This is a genomic window from Isoptericola sp. Y541, from assembly GCF_059445465.1.
On sequence record NZ_JCAIUJ010000002.1, the window covers coordinates 525,987 to 545,566 of the forward strand.

Here is a 19,580-nt window from a genome sequence, read left to right on the forward strand (position 1 = left end):
AGAAGTTGGTCAAGACCCCGGGGGCGACCGACCAGAGCGCCGGCATCCACTGCGACGACAACCCGCGAACAGTCCCTTCGACCAGCCGAACCGACGCCTCGGTCTTGCTCTCGGTCCGAAAACGATCATTCCGCCGCCCGACGGCACGTTGCCCCCACCGGTCACCCAGAAGCCAGCCGAACAGAAACTCGATCACGTCAGCCTCCAGGTGCTCGACGCGCAGCGGGGAACCCAGCGCTCCGCGACGAGAGGATACTCACGCGACCAGCGCAACCGATGACGCGCGCCCTCGGAGTCCCCCGGGGACCGTCAGCGGGGGCGGCGACTGCACGATCTTCGGCACACCGCGGCGTGCCTGTGGCTGGCTCGTGGGTGGACCCGGGAACGGTCCAAGCGTGGTGCGGTCACGAGTCGATCGCGACCACGAATCTGTACGTCCACTTCCTCGGGACGGGGGCCGATCGGGCCGGTCTGGACAGGCTGAATCAGGGCCCGGGGAGCGCCGGGGGTGCGCGAGATGGCCAAAAGGGTGCCTGAGACGCGAGAAACCCCCGCCGACTCCGGACTGTTCGTCCAGGTCAGCAGGGGTTTCCTTGCTGGAGCCGCCTATCGGAATCGAACCGATGACCTATTCATTACGAGTGAATCGCTCTACCGACTGAGCTAAGGCGGCGTCGCTGTCGCCCGGCTTCCGCCGGATCAACGAGCGCGCCTACAGTACCTGACGCTCAGGGCGGACTCCAAAAGGGCCGCTCAGCAGGTCAGGCCGCCCTTCGGCACGACGCCGTCCACGAGGTAGGACTCCACGACGTCCGCGACGCACGTGCGCGTCGGGGAGTACGCGGTGTGCCCCTCGCCCTCGAAGGTGAGGAGCACACCGGAGTCCAGCGTCTCGGCCAGGCCCTCCGCCCACACGTACGGGGTGGCCGGGTCGTTGGTGGTGCCGATGACGAGGATCGGCGGCGCGCCCTTGGCGTGCACGTCGAACTCCTGCTCCGCCACCGGCGCCGGCCAGTCGGTGCACGACGTGCCCCCGTAGGCGAAGAACTTGCCGACCGTGGGGGCCTCCTTCTCGATCGCCGCGGCCTCGGCACGCATCTCCTCGAGGTCCGCGGTTCCTCGGTCGTCGAGGCAGCCGATCGCGCGGAAGGCCTCGTTGGAGTTGGTCGAGAAGGTCCCGTCCGCGCTCCGGTCGTTGTACTGGTCGGCGAGGTAGAGCAGGACGTCGCCCGTGCCGCCGTTGATCGCCTCGTCCAGGGCCTGCGTGAGGGCCGGCCAGCTCTCCTGGTTGTAGAGCGTGACGGCCACGCCGTAGAACGCGAGCGTCTGCGTGACCGACCGCTCGGCGTCCGACGTGGGCAGCGGGCGTTCGTACGCCTCGTCGAGCACCTGCCGGATCTGGCGCATCCCGTCGTCCACCGACCCGTCGAGGGGGCACTCCGGCCCCGCCTGGCAGTCGGCCACGTAGGCGCGCAGGGCGTTCTCGAACCCGACCGCCTGGCCCTTCGAGATCTCGTCCGACGAGAGCGTCGTGTCGATCGCGCCGTCGAGCACCAGCCGGCCCGCGCGGTCGGGGAAGAGCCCCGCGTACGTGGCCCCGAGCTGGGTGCCGTAGGAGTATCCGAGGTAGTTCAGCTTCTCGTCGCCGAGCACCGCGCGCAGCATGTCGAGGTCCCGCGCCGCGCTCTGGGTGTCCACCTGGCCGAGGAGCTCTCCGGTGTTCTCGGCGCACGCCTCACCCATGGCACGCGCCTCGGCGGCCATCGCCTCGAGGCCCTCGTCGGTGCTGGTGTCGAAGTCCTTGGCCAGCGACTCGTCCTTGCGGGCGTCGTCGAAGCACGTCACGGGCGTCGAGTCCTGTACGCCGCGCGGGTCGAAGCCGACGATGTCGAACGCGTCCTGCAGCTTCTTGCCGAAGGTGGACCCTTCGTTCTGCGCGTCGCTCCGGACGAATTCGACCCCGGACGCCCCCGGCCCGCCCGGGTTGACCAGGAGGGAACCCTCCGGATCGCTGCCGTCGGCCGGGTTGCGCACCAGCGCCAGCTCGATGCTGCCCGCGTCCGGGTCGTCCCAGGACAACGGGGCCTGCGCCGTCGCGCACTGCAGCCCGTCCTCGCAGTCCTTCCACTCGAGCGCCTGCCCGTAGTACTGCTCGAAGCCCTCCGGCGCCTGCTCCGCGGCCGGGCCCGTGGTGGACCCCACGGGCGACTGCTCCTTGGAGGGCGCCGTGCACCCCGCGAGCAGCAGGGCCCCGGCGACGAGGGCGGCGGCGAGGCCTCGGGTCGTGCGGCGGGCGGTCGGGCGGCGCTCGTCGGAATCCACCCGCCCAACCTACCGTCGCGCGACACCACAGACCGCCGCGTCCGCCACCTGTCGGTCGGGCCTGGTTTCGACAGGCTCAACCAGCGGCGGACCTGGTTTCGACAGGCTCAACCAGCGGCGGACCTGGTTTCGACAAGCTCAACCAGCAGGCGGTCGGGCTTGGTTTCGACAGGCTCAACCAGCGGCGGGTTTCGACAAGCTCAACCGGCGGCGGGAGCGACCCACGCGACCGGGCCCGTCGCGCCGGCGCCGTCGCGGGGCGGCACCTCTACGGTGCCGAGGTCGCCGAGCTGCACCGTGATCGGCGCCCCGGAGTCGGCGTCCTCGGGCAGCTGGGCGGCGCTGGTCGTCGGCGTGTAGTCCATGGTGCACGGCCCGGGATCCGGCTCGGCCACGGTGACGACGACGGTCTCGTGCGCGTCGTCCCACTGCGCCTGCGCCTGCGCCACGCGCGGGCACGAGCCCGACCCGTACGTCACCACGTAGAGCAGGTCCGGGGTGGGCGACCAGCCCGCACCGGCCGGGCTGTCCATCGTGCCCTTCGCGCCCTCGGGCAGGCCCCGCGCCGCCTTCCCCGCCGCCGGCGAGACCGCGTCGGCGGCGGGCACCGACTCCGACGGCGATGGCGAGGGCGAGGAATCGGACGTCTCCGGGGCCGATGACGACGCCCCTCCCGACGGCTCGCCAGTGGCGCACGCCGAGACCAGCAGGGCGATCGCCGCGACGGCTCCCGCCAGCAGGCTCCTCGTCAGCGCTCCGGTCACGATGGTCGTCACCGTGCGACCGTCTCGCGCACGTCCGCGAACCGCAACCTCTCGGGAGTCTCCCGCGGCGCCGCCTTGCCCAGGAAGTCACGGCGCTTGGCCGCGAACCCCCGCCGGTCGTCGAAGAGGTCGCGCGCCATCTCCGCCAGCTCGATCGTGCGGTGGTACGACAGCGGGCGTCGCGGTGCACGGACCGCGGCGACAGCCTCGGCCTCGCCCTCGCCCTCCGGCGTGGTCAGCGCGGCGGCGCGGTCGGCGACCCACGCGGCGAAGCGATCGGGGTCGCGGGGGCCGATGCCGTCGACCAGGCCGATCGTCGCGGCCTCCGCGGCCGACACCGGCAGCTTGGAGCTGAGCAGCCGGTCGGCGTCGACCTCGCCGAGCCGGGCGGCCACCGTCCAGGTGTGCAGCTCAGAGCCGAAGATGCCCATGTCGTAGTACGGGTTGAGCACCACGCCGTCGCGCATCAGCACCACGTCGGCGCACAGCCCGGCCATGACGCCGCCGGCGCCCGCGTTCGCCGTGAACGCCGCCACCGTGAACTGGTCGGCGCGGGCGATCGCCTCGCACAGGTCGTCGATGGCCCGGATGTTGGCCCACGCCTCCGTCGCCGGGTCCGCCGCCGCCTCGATCGCCCCCAGGTGGATGCCGTTGGAGAACGCGTGCTCGGTGCCGCGCACCACGAGCACGCGCGTGTCCTCGGTCAGGGCCTTCTCGACGGCGGTCGTGAGGCGGCGGCACTGCTCGGTGTGCATGGCGCCGCTGTACGACCGGATCGTCAGGAAGCCGACGTCGCCCTCCCGCTCGTAGGTCGACTCGGCGAGCGCGGCGGGCGCCGGGTGGTAGGACACCCCCGCCACGTCGAGCACCCACGCCGCCGGCAGCTTGATGCCGCGCTTCTGGGCCAGCGTCGCGGCGTACCCGACCCAGAGGGTGCCGGCACCGGTCGCGACGGCCACGGCGTCGTCGTCGCGGCCGACGACGGTGCCCGGCGCGGCGCCCGGGTCGATCGTCTCGTCGCTGGCGACCGCGTCGAACAGGCAGAAGCGGGCACCCTGCACCGTCGTCGGTGCCCCGGGCGCGCCGTCGGCCGCCGCGATCGTGCGCGCCAGCTCGGCCGCGGGGCGCGCCAGGTCCAGCTCGAACGCGGCCCGCCGCAGCAGCGGCAGCTCACCGGTGCCCGGCACCTCGTGGTCCTGCTCGGCCGCCGCGACGGGCGCCTCGCCCGCCGAGAACTTGCGCAGCACCTCCGCGACGCACGCCAGCGCCGCGTCGGCCACGAGGCCGTTGTACAGGGCGCTCTTGGCCACGGGGGTGGCGGGCAGCGCGAACGTCGACGTCGCCCACACCGGGCCGGCGTCCATCTCCTCGACCGTGGACAGCGCGGTCACACCCCACCGCCTTCGGCCGTCCAGGATCGCGTGGTCCAGCGACGACGGGCCCCGGTCTCCGACAGGCCCGGGGTGCACGACGACGGTGGTCCAGCGCCGCCAGACCTCCTCGGGCACGCGATGCTTGAGGAACGGCGCCACGATGAGGTCCGGGCCGATCTCCTCGACGCGCGCGGTGAGGTCCTCGGGCGACGCGAAGGTGGGCGCCAGCTCCACGCCCACGTCGTGCCCTCGGTCCACCAGATGGCCCCACACGCGCTGTGTGAGCCCGTTGAACGCCGAGACGAGCAGCAGGATCCTCATGGCAACCCCCAGTCAGGTTGCGGGGGCCACCATGGCCCCCGCCGCGGAACACCTCACAACATGAAGGGGTCATCAGGCAACTGTCGCCCCGACACATCCGGTGGCCGGACCAGCGGGGATGCGCCCGGCGCCCCGTCGGAGGAGCCCGGATCAGTCTTGGATCAGCCTCGGGTCAGCCCTGCGGGCGCAGCGCGACGGTCATGGCCTCGAGCGCCAGCAGCGGCGCCACGTTGCCCTCGAGCCGCTCGCGCGCGATGCCGATCGCGTCCATCCGGCGGATCGTCTGCTCGGGAGTGGAGTCGGCCGCCAGCGCCCGCACGGTCGCGTCGTGCTCAGCGTTCACCAGGTCGACGGTCGCGCCGAGCTGCACCACGAGCACGTCCCGGTACAGGGACAGCAGGTCCACCATCGACCGGTCGAGGACGTCGCGCTGGCGCCGCGTCGCGCGCCGCTTCTGGTCGTCCTCGAGCTGCTTGACCTGCGAGCGCAGGCGCGGCGGCAGCGTGTCGCCCTCCTGGACCCCGAGGCCGCGCATCAGCTCCGCGCGCTCGACGGCATCCCGCTCCGTGGTCGCCGCCACCGCCTCGGCCTTCGCGACGTCCACGAGCTCGCCCGCGGCGAGGACGGCGTCGCCCACGCCGCGGATGCGGCGCGCGATCTCCAGCACCGCGTCGCGACGCTCGCGGGCGTCCGCGTCCCGGGCGAGCCGGCGCGCCAGCCCGACGTGCGACTGCGCCGCCCGGGCGGCGGTCAGGGCGAGGTGCGGGTCCACGCCGTCCCGGCGCACCAGCAGGTCGGCGACGTCCTGGGCGGGCGGCACCCGCAGCACCACGCCCCGACAGCGCGACCGAATCGTGGGCAGCACGTCCTGCGCGCTCGGGGCGCACAGCACCCACACGGTGTGCGGCGGCGGCTCCTCGATCGTCTTGAGCAACACGTTCGTGGTGCGCTCGGCCATCCGGTCGGCATCCTCCACGACGATCACCCGGTACCGCCCCGACGACGGCGTGCGTGCGGCCGTCATGATGAGGTCGCGCACCTCGTCGATGGTGATGACCACCTTGTCGGTGGCCACCACCGTGAGGTCCGGGTGCGTGCCGGCGAGCGTCGTCGTGCAGGCGTGGCATTCCCCGCAGCCGCCGGCTTTGCCGCCGGGCGTGTCCCCGGGCGCGGTGCACTGCAGCGCCGCGGCGAACGCGCGCGCGGCCACCGAGCGGCCCGAGCCGGGCGGGCCGGTGAGCAGCCAGGCGTGCGTCATCGCGGCCGGGTCGGTCGCGGCGCGGCGCAGCAGCGCCACGGCGTCCGGCTGGCCGACGACGTCGTCCCAGACGCTCATCGGTCCTCCTCGGGGGCTGGTCGAGCTGGGCGGAACTCGGTTTCGACAGGCTCAACCGGCGAGGTCTCGACAGGCTCTACCAGCAAGGGCGTCAGGTCGAGCCGCGCGGCGACGTCCACGCGCACCTGCGCCTGCACGTCGTCCAGGGGCGCGGACGCGTCCACCACCACCCAGCGGTCCGGCTCGGCGGCGGCCCGCCGCAGGAACGTCTCCCGCGCGCGCCGGTGGAACTCGTCGCCCGCCCGCTCCAGCCGGTCGGGCTCACCGGACAACCGGGCGGCCGCGACGACCGGGTCGAGGTCGAGCAGCACGGTGACGTCGGGCAGCAGGCCGGCCGTGGCCCACAGCGAGAGGCCCTCGACCTCCTCCTCGGAAAGCTCCCGCCCGCCGGCCTGGTACGCCACCGACGAGTCGAGGTAGCGATCCGTTACGACCACCGCGCCGCGCACCAGCGCCGGCCGCACCACCGTCGCGACGTGGTGGGCCCGGTCGGCCGCGTAGAGCAGCGCCTCGGTGCGGGGGTCCAGGTCCCCGCCGTGCAGCACCTCGCGGCGCAGGGTGAGCCCGAGCTCGGTGCCGCCCGGCTCCCGCGTCACGACGACCTCGCGGCCCGTCACCTCGCTCAGCCATTCGCCAAGCCGGAGCACGTGCGTGGACTTGCCGACGCCGTCGCCGCCCTCGAACGAGACGAAGTACCCGGGTGCGCTGCTCACTCGCGACACCCTAATCGCGCCCGCCCACACCCTCGGACCGGAGCGGTGGCTCATCGACGAGGTGCGCCCGGGCGTGACCGACGACACCCCCTCCGGACGCCGCTCGGCGTCGCGCCGGGCACCGCCCGGAGGCACCATGGCAGTGGTCCCTCACGACGCAGGAGGTTCGATGTCCACCTTGCCCGAGCCCGCACGCGACTCGTCCCGCGCGCTTCTCACCGAAGACGAGTGCTGGGAGCTCCTCGCCTCGCAGTCCGTGGGCCGGATGGCCACGGCCGTGGGCGGCGACCCGGAGATCTTCCCGGTGAGCTACGCCGTCACCGGCCGCCGGATCTTCCTGCGCACCAAGCCCGGCACCAAGCTCGTCGAGGTGACGATCGGCCCCCGCGTCGCGTTCGAGGCCGAGGACGTGGGCGCCGAGGTGGCGCGCAGCGTCGTCGTCAAGGGCACGGCCGAGGTGCTCGAGCGGGACGCCGACCTCGCCGAGGCCGAGGCCACGGGGCTGGTCAGCTACACCGAGGACGGAAAGGCCGTCTGGATCCGCATCACGCCCACCCAGGTGAGCGGCCGCCGGCTCCAGCGCGGCTGACGCCCACCGGTCGAGCCGGTCGAGACCGGTTTCGACCGGCTCAACCAGCGGTGTCGACAGGCTCAACCAGCGGTGTCGACAGGCTCAACCAGCGGTTTCGACAGGCTCAACCAGCGGTTTCGACAGGCTCAACCAGCGGTTTCGACAGGCTCAACCAGCGTCGGGGTAGACCACGCCCACCTGGCGCCGCACGGCGTCGAGCGTGTCCATGACCTCGAGCGTGCCGTCCCAGGACATGCGCGGGCTCTGCGTCTCGCCCGCCGCGACACGGCGCGCCACCTCGGCGGCCTGGTACTGCTTGCCCTCGCCGCGGAAGCCGTCGTAGGCCCAGGTGGCGCCGTCGTGCCGCTCCACGGTGAACGACGTCGGGGCGTAGAACGTGCGGGCCACCTCGATGCGGCCCTCGGTGCCCGCAATCACGGCCGTGTTCGCGGTGCGCGACCAGAGCGTCGTCGAGAGCAGGGCTTGGACCCTGTCCGGGTAGCCGAGCACCATGCCGATCTGCCCGTCCACGCCCGTCTCGGTGAGCTCCCCGGCGGCGGTGACCGACTCGGGGGCGCCGAGCAGGTCGTGGGCGAACGAGACGGGGTAGACGCCGAGGTCCAGCAGCGCGCCGCCCGCGAGGCCGGGCGCGTAGAGCCGGTGCGCCGGGTCAAGGGGGAAGAACTGGCCGTGGTCGGCGATCAGGCTGATCACGCGGCCGATCTCGCCGCGCGCGATCACGCCGCGCAGGGCCGCGACGTGCGGCAGGAAGCGCGTCCACATCGCCTCCATGACGAAGACGCCGGCCTCGCGCGCGGCGTCGAGCACCTCGCGCGCCTGCGCGGCGTCCTGCGTGAACGCCTTCTCCACCAGCACGTGCTTGCCGGCGCGGATCGCGAGCAGCGCGTGCTCGTGGTGGTGCGAGTGCGGGGTCGCGACGTACACGACGTCGACCTCCGGGTCGGCCACGAGCGACTCGTAGTCGCCGTGCGCCCGCGCGCCGGGCGCGTGCGCCGCCGCGAACCCCTCGGCCTTGGCGAGGTCGCGGGAACCGACGGCCACGACCGACGCTGCGGTGTGCTCGCGGACTCCGTCGGAGAACGACCCGGCGATGTTGCCGGCGCCGAGCACGCCCCACCGCACGGCCGGCGCCGTCCGGGGGTCCGGGACTGTGCCCGCGATGTCGTCGGGGGTGAGTGCGGGCGCGAACGAGGCGGGCGTGACGTCGGTCATGCCCTCACCGTAATGGGACGGGATCCCCGGCGTCGGCAGCGTCCGGGAGCCCCGGCAGGTCCGGGCCCTGCGCGAGGGCCGCCGCGACCACGCGGTCCGACGCCGCCCGCACCTGCTGCAGCTCGGCCAGGTCCAGCCCGCTCGCCGCGGCCACCGCGGCCGGCACCTTCTCCGCATCGACCCGGAGGCCGCGCCCCGCGTCGGTCAGGTGCAGCTCGACGACGCGCGCGTCCCCGCTGGCCCGCCGACGCTCGAGCAGCCCCTGCCGCTCCAGCCGCTTGAGCAGCGGCGACAGAGTGCCGGGGTCGAGCAGGAGCCGCGTGGACAGGCCGGTGACCGTGGTCGTCGTACCCGCCCGGTCGTCCTGCCACAGGCCGAGCATCACGAGGTACTGCGGGTGCGTGAGGCCCAGCGGCTCCAGGATCGGCCGGTAGATCGAAACCATCGCGCGGGCCGCCGCCGAGAGGGAGAAGCACACCTGCACCTCGAGGCGCAGCGGGTCCACGGGCAGGTCCATGCGGACAGCCTACGATTTCTGCCTATAGTTGGTGCACCAAGTGTTTGGACACCAAGGAGTTTGATGGGACGCCGACGCCGCGAGGACGACGACCGGACCTGGGGGATGCGGGTCACCGAGTGCTTCCTGCCCTTCTTCGGGCCGGCGTCGATCCGCCGCACCCCGCCGATCCCGCCCACCGAGGAGGACATCGCCCGGGACACCCAGCTGCGGCGCACGCTGGAGCGCGTCACCCGGCCCGACGGGCACGTGTACCTCGTCGAGCGCGAGAGCTGATCCTGTCGCCGGCTGAGCACTCGAACGCTGGTTGAGCCTGTCGAAAACGCTGGTTGAGCCTGTCGAAACCAGGTTTCGACAGGCTCAACCAGCGAGGAGCAAGGCTCAATCAGCGAGCGGAAGGCTCGACCGGCGCGGGGCTACTTCTTGGCGGCGGGCTTCTTCGCGGCGGGCTTCTTCGCGGCGGGCTTCTTCGCGGCGGTCGTCGTCGTGCGGCGCTTCTTCGCCGGTGCGGCCGCGCGCTTCTCGGCCAGGAGCTCGATCGCGCGCTCGGCCGTGATGCTCTCCGGCGTGAGGTCGCGCGGCAGCGTCCGGTTCGTCTCGCCGTCGGTGACGTACGCGCCGAAGCGGCCCTCCTTGACGACGATCGGCTTGCCGCTGGTCGGGTCGTCACCCAGCTCGCGCAGCGGCGGGGTCGCCGCCCGCGCGCCGCGGCCGCGCTTCGGCTCGGCGTAGATCTTCAGTGCCTCGTCCAGCGTGATCGTGAAGAGCTGCTCCTCCGAGGCGAGCGTGCGCGAGTCGGTGCCCTTCTTCAGGTACGGCCCGTAGCGGCCGTTCTGCGCCGTGATCTCGTCGCCCGACTCCGGGTCAGTGCCCACCACACGCGGCAGCGACAGGATCTTGAGGGCGTCCTCAAGGGTCACCGTCTCCAGCGTCATGGTCTTCAGCAGGGACCCGGTGCGCGGCTTCGGCTGGGCAGCCTTCGCCTTCTTCTGCGCCGCCGCCGACAGGTTCGGGTCGATCTCCGGCAGGTCCAGAACCTCGGTGACGAACGGCCCGTACCGGCCCGACTTTGCGATGATCGTGTTGCCGGACACGGGGTCGACGCCGAGCTCCTTGCCGTCATCGGCCCCCGCGGCCAGCAGCTCCCGCGCCGCGGCGACGGTGAGCTCGTCGGGGGCGACGTCCTCCGGGATCGACGCCCGCGGCGGGTTCTGGCCCTCCTCGACCTCAGCGCCCAGGTCCTCCACGTACGGTCCGTACCGGCCCACGCGCACCCGGATGCCCTCGCCGATCTCGACCGAGTTGATCGCCACCGGGTCGATCTCGCCGAGGTTCTCCACCAGGTCGTGCAGGCCCGAGCCCGAGCTCTCGCCCGAGCCGTCGCCGAAGTAGAACCGCGACAGCCAGGCCACGCGATCGCGGCTGCCCGACGCGATCTGGTCGAGGTCGGCCTCCATCTCAGCCGTGAAGTCGTAGTCCACGAGCCAGCGGAAGTGCTCCTCCAGCAGCCGCACGACGGCGAACGCCAGCCATGTCGGGATCAGCGCCTGGCCCTTGGTCCGCACGTAGCCGCGGTCCTGGACGGTCGAGATGGTGGCCGCGTAGGTGGACGGGCGGCCGATGCCCCGCTCCTCGAGGGCCTTGACCAGCGACGCCTCCGTGTAGCGGGCGGGCGGCGAGGTGGAGTGCCCTTCTGCGGCGAGGCCGTCCCCGCGCATCGGGTCGCCCTCCGCCATGCGCGGCAGCCGGGCCTCCTTCGCGGACGCGTCCGCGCCCTCCGCGACATCGGTGCCCTCCTCGTACGCGGCGAGGAAGCCGCGGAACGTGATGACCGTGCCCGATGCGGAGAAGACGGCCTCCCGGCCCGCGAGGTCCCCGGCGGCGGCCGACAGCGTGGCCGCGAGGCGCACCGACGCGGTGGAGCCCTTGGCGTCCGCCATCTGCGACGCCACCGTGCGCTTCCAGATCAGCTCGTACAGCTTGAACTGATCGCCGGAGATCTCGCGCGCCACCTGCGCGGGGGTGCGGAACGAGTCGCCCGCGGGGCGGATGGCCTCGTGCGCCTCCTGGGCGCCCTTGCTCTTGGACGTGTACAGCCGCGGAGCGCCGGGCACGTACTCGGGCCCGTAGAGCTCGGCCGCCTGCCGGCGGGCGGCGTCCGTCGCCTCCGAGGACAGCGACGGCGAGTCGGTCCGCATGTAGGTGATGTAGCCGTTCTCGTACAGCGACTGCGCCGTACGCATCGCCTGCCGCGAGCTCATGCGCAGCTTGCGCCCCGCCTCCTGCTGCATCGTGGAGGTGGTGAACGGCGCCGCGGGCTTGCGGGAGTACGGCTTGGTCTCGAGCGAGCGGACGGCGAACGATGCGTCCGCGAGCCCCTCGACGACGGCGCGCGCCGACGCCTCGTCGAGGTGCGTCACCCCGGTGCGGACCTTGAGCTGGCCCCGGTCGTCGAAGTCACGGCCCGAGGCGACGCGCTCGCCGGCCAGGCCGGAGAGCCGGGCGCGGAACGCCTGCCCGGCGTCGTCCCCCGTCGTCGGGGCGAACTGGCCGGAGACGTCCCAGTAGTCGGCGGTGACGAACGCCATGCGCTCGCGCTCGCGCTCCACCACGAGCCGCGTCGCGACGGACTGCACGCGGCCCGCGGACAGGCCCTGGCGCACCTTGCGCCACAGCACGGGCGACACCTCGTAGCCGTAGAGACGGTCGAGGATGCGCCGGGTCTCCTGCGCGTCGACCAGGTCGGTGTCGAGCTCGCGCGTGTTCTCCAGCGCCCGCAGGATCGCCTCGCGGGTGATCTCGTGGAAGACCATCCGCTTCACGGGGACCTTGGGCTTGAGCTCCTGGATCAGGTGCCACGCGATGGCCTCGCCCTCGCGGTCCTCGTCCGTCGCGAGGTAGAGCTCGTCGGCCTCCTTGAGGGCCTTCTTCAGCTCGCGGACCTTCTGCTTCTTGTCCGCGTGCACCTCGTAGTACGGGTCGAACCCGTTGTCGACGTCGACGGCGAACTTGCCGTACGGGCCCTTCTTCATGTCCGCAGGCAGGTCACGCGGCTGCGGCAGGTCGCGGATGTGCCCGACGCTCGCCTCGACCTCGAAGTCGTCGCCGAGGTAGCCCTGGATCTTGCGAGCCTTGGTGGGCGACTCGACGATCACGAGCTTGCGTGGCTGGGGCATCCGTTCCTGCTTTCCCTGTTGCTAAAGCGGTGCTGGCGGCTGGCAGCCGGCCGGTCATGTCACGGTACGACATCCGCTTGACACTCCCCGTCACGGGCCGACGGGCGGCACTCTACCGAGGGGGGCGGCGACGCTGCGCGGTGAGCTGACGCAGGACGAGGAGGACGGCGAAGGCGGCGCCGGTCACGGCGAGGACGCCTAGGGCGCCCGCCGCGTACGCGGTGACGTCGGGAGCGAGGGGCACGGGGTCGCCCTTCGTGACGAGGCCCACGAGCGTCGCGCCCGAGACGACGCCGGCCACCAGCGAGGCAAGCAGCAGCAGGCCCGCCACGACGTGCGACCCGAGCGCGGCATACGACGCACCGCCGCGCCGCGGCTCGTCCGTCGACGACGCCGGCGTGAGGGCGCACACCGCCGCCCCCCAGGCGAGCACGACCAGCACCGCCGCAACGACGTCCGACGGCCGGTGCCACTGGCCCACCAGCGTGGAGACCCCGGTGGCGCCCGTGTAGGCGGCGCCGAGCACCGCGACGACCGGCCGCCACACGCGCGGCGTGACGAGCAGCAGCGCCACGGAGACCGACGCGGCCACCGTGGTGTGCCCGCTGGGGAGCGTATTCGCCCCGGTCCAGTCCGACAGCACCTCGGGGCGGCCGAGCACCCCGTGCTTGAGCACCTGGGTGGTCACGTTGGCGCCGCCCACCAGCACCGCGACCTGCAGGGCGAGCACCCAGCGCCGCCGCGCCACCGCGACCAGCACGGCGGCGGCCACGCCCGCGACGACGAACGCCACGGACACGACGTCGAGCACCGGCTCGGCGACCTGCCACAGCCGGCCCTGGCCATAGGCGGCGCCCCGGAACGCGAGCTGGTCGACCGCCTGCCCGGTGGGCGTCGCGACGAACAGCCGCCACGTCAGCCACACGCCGACCGCGGCCAGCACCGCCACGACCCCGGCGACCACGCGGGGGGCTGTGCGCGCCTGCGGGGCCGCCCCCGGCCCGCGCCAGGCGCCGACCGGGAGGATGGGCGCGCCGACGCCCGTCGGCCCCGGGTCGGGGACCGGCGGCGTCTCGGGGCGCGGGTCGGCTAGCACAGAGGTCACGCTACCGACCGGGTGTGACGAAAACGTACGCGGAACGTGGGGACATCTCCCCTCCCGTACAGGGCGAGGCACCGGCGACTGACGGCTCAGTAGCCCGAGATCATCCCAGTATCGTGACGCCATGGCAGACGGCAGCCCCTCGCGACGGCCCCGCCCCTCGCGCGCCGAACGGCGCGAGGAGATCCTGGGCGCGGCGACGCGCGTGTTCGGATCGAAGGGCTACCACGCGGGGTCCCTCGTGGACGTCGCCGAGCAGGTGGGCATCACGCACGCGGGGGTACTCCACCACTTCGGCAGCAAGGACAAGCTGCTGCGGGCAGTGCTCGAGTACCGCGACCGGGTGGACGTCGAGCACCTCGAGGGCAAGCACATCCCCGGCGGCCTCGACCTGTTCCGCCACCTCATGACGACGGCCCGCCTCAACATCGAGCGCCGCGGCATCGTCCAGGCCTACGCCGTGCTCACCGGCGAGTCCGTGACCGACGGCCACCCCGCCGCCCCCTGGGTCACCGAGCGCTTCGCCGTCCTGCGGGCAGAGATCACCACCGCCTTCCTCCAGGTGGCCGAGGAACGCGGCACCCCGCTCGACGAGGCCCCCGCGCGCCGCGCCGCCAGCGCCGTCGTCGGCGTCATGGACGGCCTGCAGGTGCAGTGGCTGCTCGACCCCGACGCCGTCGATCTCGCCGAGGACACCGCGTTCGCGATCGAGGCGCTCCTTGCGTCCGCCCTCGCCGGGCCGGACGCCCCGCGCGCCGTCCCCGTCAGCTCGTCACCAGCGTGAGGTCGTAGGCGTCGAGGATCTCGCCCACCGGCTGGAAGAACGTCTCGCCACACGGCCAGGCCGGTATCAGGTAACGGTGAGGTCAGCAGTTCTCCGCGGTGTACGTGCCGACCGCCTGCCCGGCCTCCTGGAAGGACTCGTCCGTCATGGCGGTCATCGCGTCGGCGATATTCGACTGCGCGTCGGCGGCCTCGGGGTCCGCCACCGCCTTGCCGAGCGCGTCGGTCGCGGTGCGGAACGCCGTCGTGAGGGTCCCCCAGTCGTCCGCGATCTCGGCGGGCGGCTCACTCACGCCCTCGAGCGTGCCGGTCAGCTCCTCGAGCTGGTCGATCGTGGGGTCCAGGTTCGTCGGGTCCACGTCGCCCAGCGCGGACGACGTCTCGGTGAGGACCTGGACGGCGGAGCAGACGTCGCCGCCGGTGGCCGCGTCGTCCTCGGCCGGCGCATCCTCGGTGGGCGACTCCTCGCTGGGCGTCTCCTCGGTGGCCGACTCCGCAGGGGCCGACTCGTCGGCGGAGGCGCCGGCGTCGCCGTCGGAGCCCGAGCCGCTGCATGCAGCCAGGCTGAAGGCGATCAGGGCGCTCGCGGCCACGGCGGTGGCCCGGGAGATGGTCTGTCGGTTGCGCATACCACCCATGGTGACGGACGAGTCCCGATCGTGTCGAAGGGACGAACCAACCCCGCTGGTTGAGCTTGTCGAAACCAGGTCGACGAGTCAGGTCGACGGGTCAGGTCGACGGATTCGACGAGCTCAACCGGCGATAGGGCGCAGGAACCCGTCGCGCACCAGGCCGCGGACGGCGGGCAGCAGATCGGCCCGCAGGTCGTCGGTCGGCACGTCCAGCAGTGCGGACAGCGCCCCGACGATCTGCCCGACGGCGAGCTCTCCGTCGCACACGCCGACGAACGCGGCGAGCCCGGTCGAGGCCTGCACCCCGCGGCCCAGCCCGTCGCCCTGCCGGATCACGACGACGTTCGGGTCGCCCTGGCCCGGCGTGTGGAACCGCTCCTCGGTGACGTCATCGGCCATCACGAGGTGCGCGCCCGCGAGCGCGGCGTCGTCGCGGGCGGCGAGCCAGTCGTGCGCGGCCAGCGACGCCGCGAGGTGCGCGCCCAGCGGCTGGCGCACCGACCCGGTGTGCTCCTCCAGGCGGCGCAGCGTCGGGCGCGTGCCCTCGGCGGGGCCCTCGGACGGGCGCCGCAGGGTGACGATGCCGAAGCCGACGGCCTCGACGTCGCGGGAGGCGAAGTCGTCGAGCCACGCCCCGTACGCGGCGGCCCAGGCGGCGGGCTCCCGCTCCACGGTGGTGCCGCCGTCGCGGATCCACGTCTCCGCGTACTCGGCGGGGTCGAGCACCTCGCGCTGGATCACCCAGCCGTCCAGGCCCGACGCGTCGAGCCAGGCGCCCACCCGCTCCGCCCAGCCCTCGCCGCGACGGTGCTCCCAGTTGCCGAGGAGCTGCGCGACGCCGCCCGGGGCGAGCACCTGGCCCACCTCCCGCACGAGGTCGCGCACCAGGTCGTCGCCCGACCGGCCGCCGTCGCGGTACTCGTAGTCGCCCAGCGCCTGCGCCAGGGCGGCGCCCGCCGCGCCCGCGTGCGGCGTGATGACGAACGGCGGGTTGGACACCACCAGGTCGAAGCGGTCGTCGGCCACGGGCTCCAGCAGGGAGCCGTGCCGCAGCTCGACGTCGGCCGACGGCGTGTTGAGCGCAAGGTTGAACCGGGCGAAGCCCAGCGCCCGCCGGGAGAGGTCCGTGCCCACCACGCGGCGGGAGTGGCGCGTGGCGTGCAGCGCCTGGATGCCGGAGCCGGTACCGAGGTCGAGCACGCGGTCCACGGGGTTGCGGATCGTCACCTGCGCGAGGGTGGTCGAGGCGCCACCCGTGCCCAGCACGTGGTCGGTGGCGAGCCGGCCGCCCGTGGCCAGCTCGGCGAGGTCGCTGGCCAGCCACCACGACGCCTCGCCGCCGGCGTCGACGGCCGCGTACGGGCGCAGGTCAGAGGCGGCACGCACGGCGTCGTCGGCGCCCTCCCCCGCGGTTCCCACGAGGCCGAGGCGCCGGGCCCCGTCCGCCCCGAGGCCTGGCAGCGCGCGATCGAGGGCCGCTCGCGGGACCTCGTCGCCGAGCAGGAACAGCCGGGCCAGCACGGCGCGGGGCTCCAGCTCCGCGCCGAGGGCCGCCAGTGCCCGGCGGGCGGGCACGGTCTGCTCGCGGTCCAGCGCCGCCGACGCGACGCCGCCCAGCGCCTCGCGGACGCCGTCGACGGTGTAGGCCGCCGCGTCGAGGTCCGAGCGCAGCGCGTCGACGAGCGGGGCGACGCCGGCGGCGCTGCCGGGCACGGGCGCCGAGGCCGACGGCGAGCCGCTCATCGGTCCGCGCAGGACGTCGAGAGGAAGCTCGTGACGTCCTTGGCCGCCGTGGTCGCGGCCGCCGTGTCGTCGGCGCCGATCGCCTTGGCCATCGCGGAGCTCACCGCGTTCGCATCGTCCTCATCCACGTCCTCGAACGCCGTCACCGCGCTGCCGAGGTAGTCGGACATGGCGCCCCACGCGGACGCGACGTCCGCGGGCGGCTCCACCGACGTCATCGCGCGCTCCCCGGTGCGGAAGCTTTGCACCAGCGCGCGCGGGTGCTCGGGGCTGAGGTCGACCAGCGCGCGGTTGGTCGACGCCCACGCCTGCTGCAGCGCCGAGCACTGCTCCGCGTCCACCGCGTCGTCCTCCGCGCTCGGTGCCGGGGACGCGCTCGGCTCCGACTTCGGCGCCGAGCGCGACGGCTCGCCCTCGACGCCCATCCGCAGGTCACCGGGGATCGTCACCGCCGGGGCGGGCTCGGCGACGGGCTCCGCGCCGCCGTCCCCGGCCTGGCTGCACCCCGCCAGCACGGCGCCCGTCAGGAGCATCCCCACGACGACGACCGGGAGATGACGGGACACGGGGCGGGCTCGGCGCATCCACCTATGGTGAACCACCGCTCGCGCGCGCGGAAATCTGGCCTCGCAAGCTCAATCAGCAGGTTCGTCGGTCGCGTCGTCGGCCGTGTCGTCCGCATCGGCGCAGCCGTTCTTGAGGAACGTCGTGACCCGGTTCGACGCCGCCGTCATCGCCGCGGTGTCGAGGTCGGCCAGGGTTTCCGCCACCACCGACGCCGCCTCGCCCTCGTCCGCGCCCTCGACCTCGCCCGCCACGGCGCCCACGTAGGTCCGGACGACCTGCCAGTCGTCCGCGATCGCCTCCGGGGGGCTCGCCTCCGCGAGGGCGTCGCGCGCCCCGACGAAGCCGCGCCGCAGCGTGGCGGGGTCCTCCGCCGACATCCCCAGCTGGAGGGTCGCGGAGCGCGACCAGGCCCCCTGGACCACCGTGCACTCGTCGGCGGGGCCGGACGCGGCCTCGGGCGGCGCGGGCCCGTCCGTCCCCGACACGAGGCCGGACGCGAACCCCGCGCAGATGCCCGCCATCAGTGCCACCGCGCCCGCCGCACCCAGGGTCGACCGACGACGCCACGCCCCTTCCACCGGCCGCATCAGACCGCGACGGGTACGTCGCACGCGAGCTCGTGTCCTGCTGGCCCTCATGTCCGCGAAGGGTACCGGCAGCACCTGGAACCACGGCACATCGACGCAGGTCACCGGGCGCCGCTTGACCCAGGGCGACCGTTCGTACAGATTACGCGCGTGACCTCTACCACGCCCGGCCTCTGGGTGCATCCCGACCATGACCCCCGTGCGTCAGGCGTGGACCCGGTGGGCGAGAAGGAAACCCTCTGGGAATACCTGTGTCGCTACCGCATGACGCTGGTCATGAAGTGCGAGGGCCTCGACGCCTCCCAGCTCGCCCGCCGTGCCGTGCCGCCGTCCACGCTCTCGCTGCTGGGCCTGGTGCGGCACCTCGCGAACGTCGAGCACCACTGGTTCCGACGGGTGCTGCAGGGCCACCCCGAGCGCGGGCCGTTCGAGCTGCCGGGCTACCCCGACGTCGACTTCGACGGCGCGCTGCCCGACGCGACCTGCGTCGACGAGGCGTGGCAGGCCTGGCACGCGGCGGTCGAGGTCGCCGACAACTGGTTCACCGGCGAGGACATGAACCGCGAGGTGCCCTACGACGGCGGCACCGTCGAGGCGCGCGACGTGCTGCTGCACGTGCTCGAGGAGTACGCCCGCCACATGGGTCACGTGGACCTGCTCCGCGAGTGCGTCGACGGCCGCACCGGCCTCTAGTCTGGGCGGGCCGTCGACGGTTCAGGCGGTGTCGTCGGCTTGCTTCACCGCCTCGATCAGCCGTTGAAGAAGCGCGCGAAGGGCGTCGACATCTGATTCAGGGAAGTGCTCGAGCATGCGGCGACGGCTCTCGTCGGCGACCTCGTTGATGCGGGACAAGGTCTCCTGGACCGCGTCCACGGGCGCGCCGCCGTCGACGACGGCGCCGGGTTCGGCGAGGTGATGGCCACCGGCCCCGCCGCGTAGCGTGCCCATCATGCGGAGCTTCCTCAGCGGCGTCCTGGTCCTGCTCGCCGTGCTCGCGGCGGTCGTCACCGTGCCGGCGCGGTACGTGGAGAACACCGTGCTGGACACCGACGCCTACGTGCGTGCGACGGCGCCGCTGGGGTCGAAGATCGTCGTGCAGGACGCCGTCGCCGAGGCGTTGACCCGCGCGGTCACCGACCAGGTCGACTCGGGGGCTCTCTCCGCGGCAATCCGTCCGGTCGTCGGCGAGGTTGCCGAGCTCTTCGTGCGGTCGGACTCGTTCCCGTCGGCCTGGACGGAGGCGAACCGGCAGGGGCATGCCGCCGCCGTGACCCTGCTCCGTGACGAGGGCGCTGTGGTCGACGCCTCCCAGGGCGTGGTGACCGTGCCGCTCGACCCGTTCCTGGAGCGCATCGCGCAGGCGCTGCGCGACCGCGGGCTGCCCGTCTCCGAGGGCTTCACGAGCACAGGGAGCGAGATCGTGATCTACGACTCGGCCAACCTCCGCGCCGCGCAGGAGGCGGTCGGCCTGCTCGACCGGGTGACGCCCTGGCTGCTCCCCGCCCTCCTCGTCCTCGCCGCGGCGGCCGTGCTGGTCGCCAGGCCGGGGCGCCGCCTGCGGACCGCCGCCGTCACCGCCGGGCTCGTCGCCGTCGCGATGCTGCTGCTCCAGCTGCTCGTCCCGGTGGCGGTGGAGCTCGGGCTCGGCGGGCTGGACTTCGGGTCGTCCGGGCAACAGCTGCTCGACGCGGCCGCCGACGCCCTGGTCGTGCCGCTGCGCACCCAGCTCTGGTGGGCCTTCGGCATCGCGGGCGTGCTGAGCGTCGGGTTCGGCGTCGCGGCCGCATCAACATGCCCACGCCCCACAGCCGCATCACCAGGATCCACCGGAAGGAATCGC

19 protein-coding genes and 1 tRNA gene are annotated in these 19,580 nt (G+C 73.4%); 5 read left to right on the forward strand and 15 right to left on the reverse strand.

The window, feature by feature from the left end; all coding sequences use genetic code 11:
* Positions 1-597: 597 nt before the first annotated feature.
* The 6 genes from AC1C2V_RS07175 to tmk form a co-directional block, all read right to left on the reverse strand.
* Positions 598-673, reverse strand: a tRNA-Thr gene (locus tag AC1C2V_RS07175).
* Between the two features lie 80 nt (positions 674-753).
* On the reverse strand, positions 754-2,322 hold the full coding sequence (locus AC1C2V_RS07180) for an alpha/beta hydrolase (RefSeq protein WP_495388891.1): 1,569 nt from the start codon (positions 2,320-2,322) through the stop codon (positions 754-756).
* 200 nt (positions 2,323-2,522) lie between these two features.
* The gene (locus tag AC1C2V_RS07185) at positions 2,523-3,098 is read right to left on the reverse strand and encodes a hypothetical protein (protein WP_495388892.1); all 576 of its coding nucleotides are present in this window, start codon (positions 3,096-3,098) and stop codon (positions 2,523-2,525) included.
* Positions 3,095-4,780, reverse strand: coding sequence for an enoyl-CoA hydratase-related protein (locus tag AC1C2V_RS07190; RefSeq protein WP_495388893.1), 1,686 nt, complete (start codon positions 4,778-4,780; stop codon positions 3,095-3,097). The genes AC1C2V_RS07185 and AC1C2V_RS07190 overlap by 4 nt, the downstream gene beginning before the upstream one ends.
* A 172-nt stretch (positions 4,781-4,952) precedes the next feature.
* Positions 4,953-6,116, reverse strand: coding sequence for a DNA polymerase III subunit delta' (locus tag AC1C2V_RS07195; RefSeq protein WP_495388894.1), 1,164 nt, complete (start codon positions 6,114-6,116; stop codon positions 4,953-4,955).
* Positions 6,113-6,883 (reverse strand): dTMP kinase, encoded by a 771-nt coding sequence (tmk, locus tag AC1C2V_RS07200; protein WP_495389138.1) that lies wholly within the window; start codon positions 6,881-6,883, stop codon positions 6,113-6,115. Before tmk ends, AC1C2V_RS07195 begins: the two co-directional genes overlap by 4 nt.
* A gap of 115 nt (positions 6,884-6,998) precedes the next feature.
* Between tmk and AC1C2V_RS07205 the strand changes: the two genes are divergently transcribed.
* Positions 6,999-7,418, forward strand: coding sequence for a pyridoxamine 5'-phosphate oxidase family protein (locus AC1C2V_RS07205; protein WP_495388895.1), 420 nt, complete (start codon positions 6,999-7,001; stop codon positions 7,416-7,418).
* Between the two features lie 150 nt (positions 7,419-7,568).
* Here AC1C2V_RS07205 and AC1C2V_RS07210 read toward each other — a convergent pair whose 3' ends face one another.
* Together AC1C2V_RS07210 and AC1C2V_RS07215 are read right to left on the reverse strand one after the other, a co-directional pair.
* Positions 7,569-8,633 (reverse strand): Gfo/Idh/MocA family protein, encoded by a 1,065-nt coding sequence (locus tag AC1C2V_RS07210; RefSeq protein ID WP_495388896.1) that lies wholly within the window; start codon positions 8,631-8,633, stop codon positions 7,569-7,571.
* 4 nt (positions 8,634-8,637) lie between these two features.
* The gene (locus AC1C2V_RS07215; protein ID WP_495388897.1) at positions 8,638-9,150 is read right to left on the reverse strand and encodes a MarR family winged helix-turn-helix transcriptional regulator; all 513 of its coding nucleotides are present in this window, start codon (positions 9,148-9,150) and stop codon (positions 8,638-8,640) included.
* A gap of 63 nt (positions 9,151-9,213) precedes the next feature.
* On the opposite strand from AC1C2V_RS07215, the gene AC1C2V_RS07220 reads away from it, so the two are divergent.
* The gene (locus AC1C2V_RS07220) at positions 9,214-9,426 is read left to right on the forward strand and encodes a hypothetical protein (RefSeq protein WP_495388898.1); all 213 of its coding nucleotides are present in this window, start codon (positions 9,214-9,216) and stop codon (positions 9,424-9,426) included.
* A 140-nt stretch (positions 9,427-9,566) separates the two neighbouring features.
* Here the strand turns inward: AC1C2V_RS07220 and topA are convergent, their stop codons facing one another.
* Positions 9,567-12,326: a type I DNA topoisomerase gene (topA, locus tag AC1C2V_RS07225; protein ID WP_495388899.1), complete on the reverse strand. Its 2,760-nt coding sequence runs from the start codon at positions 12,324-12,326 to the stop codon at positions 9,567-9,569.
* 112 nt (positions 12,327-12,438) lie between these two features.
* Positions 12,439-13,431 (reverse strand): phosphatase PAP2 family protein, encoded by a 993-nt coding sequence (locus tag AC1C2V_RS07230; RefSeq protein ID WP_495388900.1) that lies wholly within the window; start codon positions 13,429-13,431, stop codon positions 12,439-12,441.
* Positions 13,432-13,552: 121 nt separating this feature from the next.
* On the opposite strand from AC1C2V_RS07230, the gene AC1C2V_RS07235 reads away from it, so the two are divergent.
* Positions 13,553-14,212: a TetR/AcrR family transcriptional regulator gene (locus tag AC1C2V_RS07235; protein ID WP_495388901.1), complete on the forward strand. Its 660-nt coding sequence runs from the start codon at positions 13,553-13,555 to the stop codon at positions 14,210-14,212.
* A gap of 82 nt (positions 14,213-14,294) precedes the next feature.
* Here the strand turns inward: AC1C2V_RS07235 and AC1C2V_RS07240 are convergent, their stop codons facing one another.
* From AC1C2V_RS07240 to AC1C2V_RS07255, 4 genes are all read right to left on the reverse strand, one after another.
* Complete coding sequence (locus tag AC1C2V_RS07240; protein WP_495388902.1) at positions 14,295-14,840, reverse strand: hypothetical protein; 546 nt, start codon at positions 14,838-14,840, stop codon at positions 14,295-14,297.
* A gap of 123 nt (positions 14,841-14,963) precedes the next feature.
* Complete coding sequence (locus AC1C2V_RS07245; protein WP_495388903.1) at positions 14,964-16,586, reverse strand: DUF7059 domain-containing protein; 1,623 nt, start codon at positions 16,584-16,586, stop codon at positions 14,964-14,966.
* Entirely contained in the window at positions 16,583-17,170 is a 588-nt protein-coding gene (locus tag AC1C2V_RS07250) for a hypothetical protein (RefSeq protein WP_495388904.1), read from the reverse strand. The genes AC1C2V_RS07245 and AC1C2V_RS07250 overlap by 4 nt, the downstream gene beginning before the upstream one ends.
* A gap of 51 nt (positions 17,171-17,221) precedes the next feature.
* Complete coding sequence (locus AC1C2V_RS07255; protein WP_495388905.1) at positions 17,222-17,764, reverse strand: hypothetical protein; 543 nt, start codon at positions 17,762-17,764, stop codon at positions 17,222-17,224.
* A 126-nt stretch (positions 17,765-17,890) separates the two neighbouring features.
* Here AC1C2V_RS07255 and AC1C2V_RS07260 point away from each other — a divergent pair, with 126 nt between their 5' ends.
* Positions 17,891-18,433 (forward strand): DinB family protein, encoded by a 543-nt coding sequence (locus AC1C2V_RS07260; protein ID WP_495388906.1) that lies wholly within the window; start codon positions 17,891-17,893, stop codon positions 18,431-18,433.
* Between the two features lie 21 nt (positions 18,434-18,454).
* Here the strand turns inward: AC1C2V_RS07260 and AC1C2V_RS07265 are convergent, their stop codons facing one another.
* Entirely contained in the window at positions 18,455-18,691 is a 237-nt protein-coding gene (locus AC1C2V_RS07265) for a hypothetical protein (protein WP_495388907.1), read from the reverse strand.
* Here AC1C2V_RS07265 and AC1C2V_RS07270 point away from each other — a divergent pair.
* Positions 18,690-19,580 (forward strand): hypothetical protein (locus tag AC1C2V_RS07270; protein ID WP_495388908.1); only part of this gene is annotated, 891 nt, incomplete at its 3' end. The genes AC1C2V_RS07265 and AC1C2V_RS07270 overlap by 2 nt on opposite strands.